Annotated in this window: 12 protein-coding genes; 8 read left to right on the plus strand and 4 right to left on the minus strand. The window is 69.4% G+C overall.

The window, feature by feature from the left end; translation table 11 throughout:
* Window positions 1-130 precede the first annotated feature (130 nt).
* Together GONAM_RS17625 and GONAM_RS17630 are read right to left on the minus strand one after the other, a co-directional pair.
* Window positions 131-1078 carry an NADP-dependent oxidoreductase gene (locus GONAM_RS17625; protein ID WP_006868116.1) on the minus strand — a complete coding sequence of 316 codons (948 nt, stop codon included), beginning with the start codon at window positions 1076-1078 and terminating at the stop codon, window positions 131-133.
* A 115-nt stretch (window positions 1079-1193) separates the two neighbouring features.
* Window positions 1194-3002: an AMP-dependent synthetase/ligase gene (locus tag GONAM_RS17630; protein ID WP_006868117.1), complete on the minus strand. Its 1809-nt coding sequence runs from the start codon at window positions 3000-3002 to the stop codon at window positions 1194-1196.
* A gap of 107 nt (window positions 3003-3109) precedes the next feature.
* Here GONAM_RS17630 and GONAM_RS17635 point away from each other — a divergent pair, with 107 nt between their 5' ends.
* From GONAM_RS17635 to GONAM_RS17660, 6 genes are all read left to right on the plus strand, one after another.
* A complete protein-coding gene (locus GONAM_RS17635; protein ID WP_006868118.1) occupies window positions 3110-3553 on the plus strand; it encodes a hypothetical protein in 444 nt (147 codons plus the stop codon).
* Entirely contained in the window at window positions 3553-3990 is a 438-nt protein-coding gene (locus tag GONAM_RS17640) for an SRPBCC family protein (RefSeq protein ID WP_006868119.1), read from the plus strand. Before GONAM_RS17635 ends, GONAM_RS17640 begins: the two co-directional genes overlap by 1 nt.
* A gap of 20 nt (window positions 3991-4010) precedes the next feature.
* Entirely contained in the window at window positions 4011-5204 is a 1194-nt protein-coding gene (locus GONAM_RS17645; protein ID WP_006868120.1) for an ArsA-related P-loop ATPase, read from the plus strand.
* A 123-nt stretch (window positions 5205-5327) separates the two neighbouring features.
* Window positions 5328-5762 (plus strand): hypothetical protein, encoded by a 435-nt coding sequence (locus GONAM_RS17650; protein ID WP_006868121.1) that lies wholly within the window; start codon window positions 5328-5330, stop codon window positions 5760-5762.
* Window positions 5762-6766 (plus strand): ROK family protein, encoded by a 1005-nt coding sequence (locus tag GONAM_RS17655; RefSeq protein ID WP_006868122.1) that lies wholly within the window; start codon window positions 5762-5764, stop codon window positions 6764-6766. Before GONAM_RS17650 ends, GONAM_RS17655 begins: the two co-directional genes overlap by 1 nt.
* A 137-nt stretch (window positions 6767-6903) precedes the next feature.
* Window positions 6904-7614, plus strand: coding sequence for a lysophospholipid acyltransferase family protein (locus GONAM_RS17660; RefSeq protein ID WP_006868123.1), 711 nt, complete (start codon window positions 6904-6906; stop codon window positions 7612-7614).
* Between the two features lie 264 nt (window positions 7615-7878).
* On the opposite strand, the gene GONAM_RS17665 is transcribed toward GONAM_RS17660, so the two are convergent.
* The gene (locus GONAM_RS17665) at window positions 7879-9471 is read right to left on the minus strand and encodes a glycosyltransferase 87 family protein (protein WP_006868124.1); all 1593 of its coding nucleotides are present in this window, start codon (window positions 9469-9471) and stop codon (window positions 7879-7881) included.
* 136 nt (window positions 9472-9607) lie between these two features.
* Here GONAM_RS17665 and GONAM_RS17670 point away from each other — a divergent pair, with 136 nt between their 5' ends.
* Window positions 9608-10102, plus strand: coding sequence for a polyadenylate-specific 3'-exoribonuclease AS (locus GONAM_RS17670; RefSeq protein WP_006868125.1), 495 nt, complete (start codon window positions 9608-9610; stop codon window positions 10100-10102).
* A gap of 41 nt (window positions 10103-10143) precedes the next feature.
* Complete coding sequence (locus GONAM_RS17675; protein ID WP_006868126.1) at window positions 10144-11541, plus strand: class II 3-deoxy-7-phosphoheptulonate synthase; 1398 nt, start codon at window positions 10144-10146, stop codon at window positions 11539-11541.
* 91 nt (window positions 11542-11632) lie between these two features.
* Here the strand turns inward: GONAM_RS17675 and GONAM_RS17680 are convergent, their stop codons facing one another.
* Complete coding sequence (locus tag GONAM_RS17680) at window positions 11633-12877, minus strand: protein kinase domain-containing protein (RefSeq protein WP_006868127.1); 1245 nt, start codon at window positions 12875-12877, stop codon at window positions 11633-11635.
* Window positions 12878-12990 lie beyond the last annotated feature (113 nt).

Here is a 12990-nt window from a genome sequence, read left to right on the forward strand (position 1 = left end):
CTCGCGGTGCTGCGCTGGAGGGTCGTTCCCAGGGGCGCTTTTCGGGCCGGGGCGCAAACCAGGGGCGGATCTCAGGGGCGCTTTTCAGCGGGACCGACGCCCCGGCCCGGCGGCGGGCGGGAGGGGGCGACTACGCCTCGGCCGACACCCGTACGACGATCTTCCCGCGCACGTGCCCGGACTGGCTGCGTTCGTGGGCGGCGGAGGCGTCGGGCAGGTCGAAGACCTCGGCGATCTCCGGCTTGAGGTCGCCGGCGTCGCCGAGTCGGCCCAGTTCGGCGAGGTCCGCGGCGTCGGGACGAACCCACACGTACTCGCCCCCGAACTCGTCACGAGCGCGTGCATCGATGATCGAGGCGACTGTGCCGCCGTCGCGGAGAACGTCCGGCACCGAGTCGATTGCGTCACCGCCGACGTAGTCGAGGACGACGTCGACGCCGTCGGGCGCGAGTTCGCGTACCCGGTCGGCGAGACCGTCGCCGTACGTGGTGGGCTCGGCGCCGAGGCTGCGGAGGTAGTCGTGATTGGACTCGGAAGCAGTTCCGATGACCCGGGCGCCCAGCGACTTCGCGATCTGGACCGCGAACGATCCGACGCCGCCGGCGGCGGCATGGACCAGCACGGTGTGGCCCGACTGCACGCCTGCCCGGCGGATGGTCTGGTACGCCGTCAGTCCGGCGAGCGGCACGGCGGCAGCTTCTTCAAACGACCAGCCGGCCGGCTTGTGGGCGAGTGTCCGGACCGGTGCGACGACCAGATCGGCGAACGTACCGCCGGCGACCTCGCCACCGACGAGGTCCTTACGGACGTAACCGAACACCTCGTCGCCGACCTGGAACTCGGGTGTGTCCAGGCCGACCTGTTCGACGACGCCCGCGACATCCCAACCCGGAACCACCGGGAACACGGTGTCCAGGACCTCGGCGAGGTGACCCTCCCGGATTTTCCAGTCCACCGGGTTGACGCTCGATGCGCGCACTCGGACCAGGACGGAGTCGGGGCCGACCTTGGGGGTGGGGAGGTCGGTGATCTCCAGGACATCAGGGCCGCCGAAGCGGCTGTAGGTGATTGCTCGCATGGTGGCACCAACGGGTGCCCGGACGCATTGATTCCACGACCCGCCCGCCGGTGCCGGGAATCGAACGCCCCGACGTCCCGTCAGACCGACGCCGCCGGGAGGGCGACGCCGCGGTTCACCGCTGGTAGATCGCCTCGATGTCGCCGGAGAACTTCTCGACGACCACGTTGCGCTTGACCTTGAGGGTGGGAGTCATCTCACCGGTCTCCTCGGTGAAGTCCGACGGCAGGATGCGGAACTTCTTGATCCCCTCGGCGCTCGAGACGGTCTTGTTGGCCGAGTCGACGGCCGCCTGGACCTCGGCGAGGAGCTCCGCGTCGTCGATGAGGTCGGCGACGCTGGCATCGGCGGGCTTGCCGTTGCGCTCCTTCCACGCGGGGAAGGCCTCCGGGTCGATGGTGATGAGGGCGGCCACGAACGGCTTCGCATCGCCGACGACCATCGCCTGCGAGATGAGGGCGTTGGCGCGGATGACGTCCTCGAGGCCGGCGGGGGAGACGTTCTTGCCGCCCGCGGTCACGATGAGTTCCTTCTTGCGGCCCGTGATGGTGATGAAGCCGTCGGCGTCGACGGTGCCGAGATCGCCGGTGTGGAACCAGCCGTCGACGATCGCGGAGGCCGTCGCCTCCGAATTCTGCCAGTACTCGGAGAACACGACGCCGCCCTTGAGGAGGATCTCACCGTCCTCGCCGAGCCGGACGGTATTGCCCGACAACGGCTTCCCGACGGTGCCGATCTTCCATGCCGACGGGGTGTTCACGCTGAAGGCAGCCGTCGTCTCGGTGAGGCCGTAGCCCTCGAAGACCGGGATGCCGACGCCGGAGAAGAAGTGGCCCAGGCGCGCGCCGAGGGGGCCGCCGCCGGAGATCGCCATGCCGCACTCGCCGCCCAGGGCGGTGCGCAGCTTCTTGTAGACCAGTGCATCGAACACGGTGTGCTTGGCCTTGAGGACCAGACCGATCTGGCCCTTCTCACGCGCCTCGGAGTAGGAGATCGCGGTCTCGGCGGCGGCGTCGAAGATCTTGCCCTTGCCGCCGTCATGGGCCTTCTGACGAGCCGAGTTGTAGACCTTCTCGAACACGCGCGGCACGGAGAGGATGAGCGACGGCTTGAAGACCGCGAATTCGTCGACGAGGGTCTTGATGTCACTGGTGTGGCCGACCTCGGCGCCGGCCTCGATGGCGACGAGGGTGATCGCGCGGGCGAGGACGTGGGCGAGGGGCAGGAACATCAGGAGACGCTTGTGGTCCCGGTTCATGAGGTCGTCGAGGATGTCGCCGGCGAGGATCGCCTTCATCTCCGAGAGCATGTTCGAGTGGGTGAGGATGCAGCCCTTCGGCCGGCCCGTGGTGCCTGAGGTGTAGATCAGGGTGGCGGGGTCGGCGGCGCCGAGGGTTGCGCGACGCTTGGCCACCTCGTCGTCGTGGACGTCGGCGCCGGCTGCGGTGAGTTCGTCGACGGCGCCCGGCCCGTCGGTGCGGTCGATCTGGAAGACCGTGACCGGCTCGGTGAGCGAGTCGATGGATTCGAAGGCGGCTCGGTGGCCGTCGTCCTCGAGGACGATCGCGACGGCGCCGGAATCGCGGAGGATCCACTCGATCTGACTTGCCGAGGACGAGTCGTAGATCGGCACCGGGATCGCACCGGCCGACCAGATGGCGAAGTCGAAGAGGTTCCACTCGAGGCGGGTGCGCGAGAGAAGTGCGACGCGGTCACCGGGGTTGATGCCGGAGGCGATCAGACCCTTGGCGATCGACGAGATGCGTGCTGCGGCATCGGCGGCAGTGATGGGGGCCCACTCATCGCCCTGCTTCTGGCGGAACACGACGTGCTGAGGTGATCGCTGAGCCAGGTTGAAGATGATGTTCGTGCAGTTCTCGTCATCGGCGATCGAGAACTTCGCTGGCACGCTGTACTCACTCATCGTGGTTACCCTCCAGTAGATGCCGTTCAGCCGATCGTATCCCTGCAGCAAATCGCAACGATCACCCACTGCCGTTCGGGTGCACTACCCTGCGCCGACGCGAGTATGTGAAGCTAGTGGGCGTGACGAGCATCCAGGTGGCCGACGAGGTTTTCGTCGCCGCGGCACCACGTCTGGCCGCTGCCGTGGTCGGCGACCCCGCCAACTGGCGGCGTTGGTGGCCCGACCTTCGTCTGGCGGTCAGTGAAGACCGTGCGGAGCAGGGGGTCCGGTGGCGTGTCGACGGACCGGTGGCCGGGACGATGGAGATCTGGAACGAAGCGGTCCTCGACGGCTTCGTCCTGCACTACTTCCTCCATGCGGAACCGACGCGGGCCCTCCCCGGTGAGCGCGGTGACGACCCCCGTGCCCGTGCGGACGCGCTGGCGGAGGAGAACAAGCGGCGTCGGGTCGCGGGCAAGGACATGTCCTTCGAGGTGAAGCAGATTCTCGAGGCGGGCCGGCACGTGGGCGGTCCGGCCGCCGGTGCCGAGACCGCGGAGGTGGTGTGATGGCCGATCACACCGAACGCGACATCGTCATCGGCGCCGACGCCGAGGACATCCTGGCCGTCATCTCTGATTTCGAGCACTACCCGGACTGGGTCACCGCGGCGCGCGAGGTCGAGGTGCTGCGCACCGACGACGCCGGGCGTGCGCTCGAGGTGCGCTTCGTGCTCGACGCCGGTGTCCTGCAGGACACGTATGTGCTTGCCTACGAGTGGGATCCGGACGGGACCTCGGTCTCGTGGCGGCTCGTCTCCAGCGATCTGCAGAAGGACCAGCGCGGCCGCTACAGCCTGACCCAGCAGGTCCCGGGTTCGACCAAGGTCACCTATGAGCTCATGGTCGACCTGCAGGTACCGATGATCGGACAGCTGAAACGCCGTGCAGAGAAGGCGATCACCGAGGCCGCGCTGCACGACCTGAAGAAGAGGGTCGAAGGCTGATCGATCTCACCCCCATACATGTGGTGCTCGGTCCGGGAGGCTCCGGCGTCTCCGCTGTCGCCGCCGCCGCGGCCTCCCAGCGGCCCAGCGCTCCTCGGGATTCCCGTCGTGCAGTCACCGGGCCGGAGCAGCACACCCTGCTCATCACCGTCGACCGCTGGTCGCCGGTGCACGACTGGGCCCGGGTCTACCGGCAGCCCGGAGAGCCGGTGGCGGTCTCGAAGTTCCTCCACCTGCTGACGCTCGACCGCCTGGATCTGACCGAGCGGACCTGGTCGGCGTTCGTCGACGTCCTCGAGCACACCGCGGGTCGCAGCAAGGCCGTCCTGCCCGGGGTGGGAACCCTCTCCGGCATCGACGCCGCGGAGCTCACCTCGCTCCCGGGTATCGACGACTTCCTGCTGCTGCGTCGTATCCGTGACGAGGCGACGAGCGGGCGGTGGCAACGGATCATCGTCGACTGCTCGGGATGCGGCGACCCGTTGCAGTTCCTGCGCGGGGGATCGGTGCTGAGCCAGGCGCTCAACCGCTTCTGGCCGCGGCACCGACGCCTCGCGACGGCGTCCGAGCGGCCGGTGATGGCCCCGCTGACCGCCGCCGTCGACGCCATCGATCGCGACTGTGCCGATGTCGCCGAGCTGTTTGCCGACGCACACGCGGTGGCCGTTCACCTGGTCCTCGGTGCCGACGACCGTGCCCGCCGCCTCGCGGAGCACTATGTCGCCGGTGCCGACGTCATGGGGCTGCCGCTGGCGTCGGTCCAGGTGAACCGCGGGGTGGGTGCGGAGTCCCCGGAAGAACTCGCCGCACACGTCGAGGGGATGCTCGACGATCCCGGCGGCAACCGCGGTGTGCGAGTGGCCCTGGTGGACCGGTCCGCGGAGACGATCGATCGCATGGCACGGCTGCGCAAGCTCGCGGTCCGGCTGCCCGATCCGCACGGCATCGCGCGCGGTTCGGCCGCGTCGGTCGTGGAGACCGTGGCCGGCACGGAGACCGCCTTCCGGTTGTCGTGGCCGCAGCGCCTCCCCGAACCCGATTCGCTGGCACTCGGACGCAGTGGCGACGACCTGCTGGTGACGATCTCCGGCTTCCGCCACCCGGTGCGCCTACCGTCGGTGTTGCGCCGGTGCACCGTCGTCGACGCGGCGTGGGAGGACGGGCGGCTGATCGTCGGCTTCGTACCCGACCCCGCCGTCTGGCCGCGCCGGTAGTCGGCCTCCCACGGCGCCCGGGGACCGCCACGCGGTACGGTGCTGGGACGCCCGTCCACCTGTGGTGGCGGGAGCCAGCGGCACGAGGCCTCCGGGTACCAGCGGCGAGGGGAGACAACGCGAATGGGCACGGACGAGGGGACGTCACAGGGTGACGGGCCCGGTCGTGACGACCACGGTGCTGCGCAGGGCGATCCGGTCCGGGACCTGCTGCTCGGGCTCGCCAATCAGATCGACGCGCTGGCGGCCCTCTTCGCCGGTGGTCGGCAGGAAGCGACCGCCGCGGCCTCTGGTTACGCCGCCGCGTTCGGCGCCGACGGCCCCGTCGGTGCCGCACTGGCCGGCGCGTCGGGCGAGATCAGTTCGCTGCTGAGCGAGATCGGCGACCTCGTCGCCCGACTCCTCGCAGCGGTCATCGCCGTCCTCGAGGCCATCGCCGAGGCATTGCGGTCCGCCCCCAGCACGGTTTCCGAACCCCGGCACTACGAGCCGATCGCGGTCCGGATCAGCAGTTCCCGACGCCCCGACGCTCACACCGGGTCCGACGAGGAGCAGTGATGGGTGAGCTGACGATCGGGATCGACATCGGCGGCACGAGCGTGCGGGCATCGGTGGTCGACGACCGCGGCACGATGCTCGACACCCTGCGCGCCCAGACCCCGTCGACGGTCGAGGCCCTCGAACACTGCCTGGACCGCCTCGTCGGCGAGCTGACCTCGCGCTGGGATGCCAAGGCCGTCGGCCTCGCGATCGCCGGCTTCCTCACCACCGACCGCAGCATCGTCCGGTTCGCACCTCATCTGCCGTGGCGTGAGGCCCCGGTGGCCGAGGACATGACCCGGCGCGTCGGCATCCCGGTGTTCGCCGAACACGACGCCAACGCCGCTGCGGTCGCGGAGGTCCGGTTCGGTGCCGCCGCCCGCGGGCACAACACGGTGGTGCTGGCCATCGGGACCGGCATCGGCGCGGGCTTTGTCATCGACGGCGAGATCTACCGCGGGAGCTACGGGGTCGCGCCGGAACTCGGACACCTCACGATCGTCCCCGACGGGCGCGCCTGCGCCTGCGGGAAACGTGGCTGCTGGGAACGATATTGCAGCGGAACGGCGTTGGTCGACACCGTGGTCGAGCTGCTGGCCGACGGTGCACCTCTGAACGGCGACTGGGGACGCAGTCAGCTCGCCGCCGACGTGGCCGCCGACCCCGGTTCCCTGACCGGACGCCGGGTCGCCGGTGCGGCCGCCGACGGTGACGCCGTGGCCCTGGCGGCCTTCGCCCGGTTCGCGACATCCCTGGGGCAGGGGCTGGCGATGATCGCCGACATCTTCGACCCCGACCTGATCGTCCTGGCCGGTGGCGTCGGCGCGGCGTCGGGCCTGTTCCTCGACGAGGCCCGCGAACACTACGCCCGGCAGGTCACCGGTGCCGGCCACCGTCAGCTCGCCCGCATCCGCGGCACCCAGCTCGGCGAGACGGCCGGCGTCGTCGGCGCGGCCGAGGTTGCGCGCCAAGGACTACGGGCCGCGGCGAGCCAGACGGCACCGCCGTCGGCCGCCCGCTGACGAATCCGGGGACAGTCGGTACGGTCCGACGCAGGTATGGTCTTGATGTCGGGACCGAGGGGTGAGGGGTTCCGGCAGTGGGGTCCGATGTCGACAGCGACATCGGGTCGAGTTGGTGGCGCGGCGAGGAGAGTCTCATGTGGTACTGGGCGTTCAAGTACATCTTTCTGGGGCCGATCCTCCGTGTCCTGGGGCGCCCGACCATCGAAGGTCATGAGAACATCCCGACCGACGGGCCGGCGATCCTCGCGAGCAACCATCTGGCCGTCATGGACAGCTTCTTCCTGCCCCTGATGGTCCACCGTCGCATCTACTTCCTCGCCAAGAGCGAATACTTCACCGGCACCGGACTCAAGGGTGCGTTTCAACGCTGGTTCTTCACCGCGGTCGGACAGATCCCCATCGACCGGTCGGGCGCTGCCGCCGCCGAGGGCGCCCTCACGGCCGCCCGCCGCCAGCTCGACAACGGCAAGCTGATGGGCATGTACCCGGAGGGCACCCGCTCACCCGACGGCCGCCTGTACAAGGGCAAGACCGGCCTCGCGCGGCTGGCCATGGACACCGGCGTGCCGGTCATCCCGGTCGCCATGATCGACACCCACAAGTTCAACCCGCCCGGGTCGATCCTCCCGCGCCCCACGAAGGTGACCGTTCGCATCGGCAAGCCCCTCGACTTCTCCCGCTACGAGGGTATGGAGGGCAACCGCTACATCGAGCGTGCCGTCACCGACGAGATCATGTACGAGCTCATGCAGCTCTCCGGCCAGCAGTACGTCGACGTCTACGCCGCGAGCCTCAAGAACAAGACTCCCGAGGTCGAGTCGCCGGCCACCGACGCAGCTGCTTGACTCGATTCACGGACGGAACAGGGCCACCTTCTGCTCCCTGAGGTGCGGGGCGATGCCACCTTCTGCTCCCTGAGATCGGGCGATGCCACGTTCTGCTCCCTGAGGTGCGAGCGAAGCGAGCCACGAAGGGTGGCGACGTAGCTCACCAGGCCTTCGTGGCTCGTCGCTTGCGCTCCTCGCACCTCAGGCAGCAGTGGCTGGTCGCTTGCGCTCCTCGCACCTCAGGAAGTAGTGGGGGACCAAAGCCCGGGCGTCGGAGAAGGGCTAGCCCGCTTCGCCGACCCTCGCGTCATCGAGGATGATGCACAGTTCGGGAATCCAGTCGCGATCGGCGGGGACGACGTCGTCGAGGTCGAGTCTCCGTAGGTCGTCGGCTGTGAACCACTGCAGATCGAGATGTTCAAGTGCGGCCGGGGTGCCGGCACGGAGGCGCGCGCGGTAGGCATGCAGGACCAGGCCGTTGGGCAGCGTCACCGGCTTGCCGACGGCGTCGCCGGCCTCGACCTCGGCGCCGAGTTCCTCGCGGATCTCCCGGACGAGGGCTGCGGCATGGGTTTCGCCGGACTCGACCCGGCCGCCGGGGAGTTCCCACTTGCCGGCGAGTTCGACCGGATGCGCGCGCTGGGCGAGCAGTACCCGACCGGCGTCGACGACGGCCGCGGCGACGACGTCCTTCGGGCGGTCGTCGGTCTCTTCTGCCCCGCGTGCGGAACGGGTGGCGATCAGCCAGCCCATCATGACGAAGGTGGCGATCGTCCAGGCCGCGCCGAGCACGGCTTCGACGGCGGCGGGGGGCTCTGGGCCGTATTCGTTGAGGACGCGCAGGATCCACGGGATGCCGAGGCCGGCGACGACGAGCCACATACCGAGGATCGCGCGGGCACCAGGGCGTCGTGCGCCGGCGCCGTGCACCAGCCATATACCCAGCGGGACGACCCAGACCCAGTGGTGGACCCAGGAGATCGGGGAGATCAGGAGACCGAAGAACTGCACGACGAGCAGGACGCCGAGGGCGTCGGAGACCGCGCGCCAGGTGAACACCACCACCACGGTGGCGACGACGACGCCGAGGAACCAGATCCAGCCGGTGCCGACGTCGAAACCGGCGAACCGGGACAGCGTCCCGCGCAGACTCTGGTTGATGACCGCCTCGACGGGACCGATCCGTTCGGCGTCGCCGAAAAGGGTGCCGTAGTAGGTCCGGGTGACCTCCGGGAAGAGCAGCAGGCAGCCGAGGACGGTGAAGACGAAGGCGAACGCCGCCGACAGTGCGCCCCATGGTTTGCGGACGGCGAGGTACCAGAGGCCGGTGATGGCCGGGGTGAGCTTGATGCCGGCCATCAGACCGATGAGCGCGCCGCCCGCGAGTACGCCGCGCTCGTTCGGCGACCCGTCGGCGCGGCGGGCCCAGGAGATCGCCAGCAGGGTGCCCAGCATGAGGAAGACGTTGATCTGGCCGTAGTCCAGGGTCACCCGGACGGGTTCACACCAGATCGCCGGTGCGGTCCACAGCGCGGCGAGCGCATGGACGTCGGTGCTGCGGCCGCACAGCCGGAGCGAGACGACCACGCACGCGTAGAGCGCGGCGAAGGTCGCGAGCTGCCAGCCGATCGCCACGACGTCCCACGGGACCAGCGACAGGGGATAGAGGACCACCGCCGCGAACGGCGGATAGGTGAAGGGGAGCGCGAAGTCGGTCTCACCGGAATAGGTGAACAAATAGAGCGACCCGTCGGCGAGACCCGCCGAACCGTCGCGGTAAACGTGCAGGTCCACGAAGTTCCTGCCGTTCACGGTCAGCGTGTCCCAGACGAGCCGCGCGATGATCGACGCCGCCAGGAAAGCGGTCGCCAGCACAGACCTGGAGCGCACGAATTACCAGGGTAGCCAGCAAAGTACGGCAATGGCCAAACGTGCGTCGCCCCGGCGCGTGGGCGGAACGGGTCGAGGGAGTCCGGCAAGTGCGCAATCGGCGTATGTGAATACTGTCCCCATGCGGTTCTTCTACGACTCGGAGTTCATCGAGGACGGAAACACCATCGAGCTGGTCTCGATCGGGGTCGTCGGCGAGGACGGCCGTGAGTTCTACGCGGTGTCCACCGAGTTCGACCCCGGCCGCGCCGGTGACTGGGTCCGGGCCAACGTGCTGCCCAAGCTTCCTTCGCCGTCGTCGCCGGTCTGGAAGGACCGTCGCCGGATTCGCGAGGACCTCCTCGAGTTCCTCACCGCGGACGGGACCGACATCGAGCTGTGGGCGTGGATCGGCGCCTACGACCACGTCGTCCTGTGCCAGATGTGGGGTCCGATGACCGCGCTGCCCCGACCGATCCCGCGTTTCACCCGCGAACTCCGCCAGCACTGGGAGGCCGCCGGGCGTCCCGCACTCCCGCCGGCACCGTCCGACGCCCATGACGCATTGAGCGACGCGCGGCACAACCTGCGTCGCTGGGAGGCGATCGAGAAGGCCCGTCTCGACTCGCGTGGCTGACCCGGCGTAACTCGCGGGGGAGTCTGCTTTACGCTGGACCAGTGGTGAACTGGACCGTAGACGTTCCTATCGACGAACTCCCCGAACTGCCGCCGCTGCCCGGTGGGCTCCAGGAGCGTTTCGACGACGCGATGAGCCGCCCCGCGCTGCAACAGCCGAGCTGGCCCGCCGAGGAAGCACGCAAGATCCGCACCGTCCTGGAGTCGGTGCCGCCGATCTGTATGCCCGCCGAGGTGCAGTCGCTGTCGGCGCAGCTGGCCGACGTGGCCGAGGGCCGCGCCTTCCTGCTGCAGGGCGGTGACTGCGCGGAGACCTTCGCCGACAACACCGAACCCCACATCAAGGCCAACATCCGCACGCTGCTGCAGATGGCCGTCGTCCTCACCTACGGCGCGAGTATGCCGGTGGTCAAGGTCGCGCGTATTGCCGGCCAGTACGCCAAGCCGCGGTCGTCGAACGTCGACGCCCTCGGTCTGCCGTCGTACCGCGGTGACATGGTCAACGGGTTCCCGGCCGACGAGGCCGTGCGCCAGCACGATCCCTCACGTCTGGTGCGCGCGTACGCGAATGCCGCCGCAGCCATGAACCTGGTCCGGGCACTGACCCAGGCCGAGGCAGACCTGCATCGCGTCCACGACTGGAACCGCGAGTTCGTGCGGACCTCGCCCGCGGGCGCCCGCTACGAGGCCCTGGCCTCCGAGATCGACCGCGGCCTGCGGTTCATGGACGCCTGCGGCGTCACCGACTCAAGCCTCCACTCGGCGTCGATCTTCGCCTCGCACGAGGCACTCGTCCTCGACTACGAGCGCGCCATGCTGCGCCTCGCCGACGCCCCGGACAAGGAGTCGCAGGAGAAGGTCCTCTACGACCTGTCCGCGCACTTCCTGTGGATCGGTGAGCGCACCCGACAGCTCGACGGCGCGCACATCGCCTTCGCCGAACTGATCAACAACCCGATCGGTGTGAAGATCGGCCCGACGACGACGCCCGAGCAGGCCGTCGAATACGTCGAGCGTCTCGACCCGCACAACGTCCCCGGCCGCCTGACCCTCGTCGCTCGCATGGGCAACGGCAAGGTCCGCGAGGTGCTGCCGGCGATCGTCGCCGCCGTCGAGGCGACCGGCCACAAGGTCATCTGGCAGTGCGACCCCATGCACGGCAACACCCACGAGGCGTCGACCGGCTTCAAGACGCGTCACTTCGACCGCATCGTCGACGAGGTGCAGGGCTTCTTCGAGGTCCACCGCGCACTCGGCAGCCACCCCGGTGGCGTGCACGTCGAGCTGACCGGCGAGGACGTCACCGAATGTCTCGGTGGCGCACAGGAGATCTCGGATCTCGACCTCGCCGGCCGCTACGAGACCGCCTGCGACCCGCGCCTCAACACCCAGCAGTCGCTGGAGCTGGCGTTCCTCGTCGCGGAGATGCTGCGCGGCTGACGGTTCGGCCTGGCGGCGAGGTGGTTTCGATACGCCTCGTCGCAGGCTCCTCGGCTACCCGACCAGCGGTGCTCCGCCGTCCGTGTCGAGGTCAGCCGATCGTGAGATAGGTGCTGCCGACCCAGAACCCGGCGGCGCCGAGACCCACCGCGATCAGCAGCACCAGCAGAATCCACACGACCGCGCCCAGGCGCCCGCCCCCGATGAGTTCGGGTTCGAGCGGGTCCTGGTCGTGCGCGTCGACGGCGTCCCGGCGACGCGGAACCGGTCGGTCCTCCCGCCCGCGTGCCGCAGCGCGACCGTCGGCATCGCCGACCCCGGCGACCGGACGGATCGGCGCCGCGGGGGAGTCCGGCGACGACGATCCGGGTTCGTACGGTCCCGGTGCCGACTGGACCCGGGTGTCGTGGCCGATCGGGCCGGCGGCGCGGTAGCGCGACTTCATCTCCCGCTCCCGGGATCGCTTCGGTGCGGGCACCGTGAACGGCGGCAGGTCGAGGTCGTCGGCGACCGCGAGCAGAGCGTGCTGCATCTCGAAGCCGTCGGCGAATCGATCGGCCGGGTTCCGTTCGGTCGCGCGCAGCACGATCTCGTCGAACTCCGCAGGGACACCGGCGATCACGTCGCCCGGCGCGGGGACGTCGTAGGTGAGCCGCTGGTAGGCCAGCGACAGCGGTGAGTCGCCGTGGAAAGGTGTTCGGCCCGTGAGCAATTCGAACATCATCACGCCCATGGAGTAGACGTCGCTGCGGGCGTCGGCGTGGGTGGACTCGACCTGTTCGGGGGAGAGGTAGGCGGCGGTACCGAGGATGACGCTGGCCGAGGTGACCCCTGCTTCGGCGACGGCGCGCACGAGACCGAAGTCGGCGACCTTGACCTCGCCGGCGTCGGAGATCAGCACGTTCTCGGGTTTTACGTCGCGATGGACCAGGCCCGCGGCGTGCGCGGTCCCGAGGCCACCGAGCACGGGTTCGGCGACGGCGACCACCGCGTGCGGCGGCATCGGGCCACGTTCGCGGAGGAGTTCACGCAGGCTTCCGCCGTCGACGAGTTCCATGACCAGGAAGGCGATGCCGTTGTCGATGCCCTGGTCGTAGACCGCGACGAGACCCGGGTGCTTGAGGCCGGCGACCGCACGCGCCTCGAACTCGAAGCGGCGCAGGAACTGCGGGTCGCCTGAGTACCGGGAATCCATCACCTTGACCGCGACCTCGCGCCCGAGCCGGAGGTCGACGCCGAGGTAGACCGCCGACATTCCGCCCCTCGCGATGGGTGCGTCGATGCGGTACCGGTCTTCGAGGACGGTCCCGAGCATCGGGTCGACGGGGGCGTTCACCCCGCTGAATCTACCTGCAGGACCACGCCGTCGGGGTCATCGGCGCGTGTGAGCCGCCCCCGGTGTCGGGCGCGCGGAGAGCGGCGGTTTCATCGTGCCCGGGTGTACCGCTA

It is taken from the genome of Gordonia namibiensis NBRC 108229 (assembly GCF_000298235.1).
Lineage (GTDB): Bacteria > Actinomycetota > Actinomycetes > Mycobacteriales > Mycobacteriaceae > Gordonia > Gordonia namibiensis.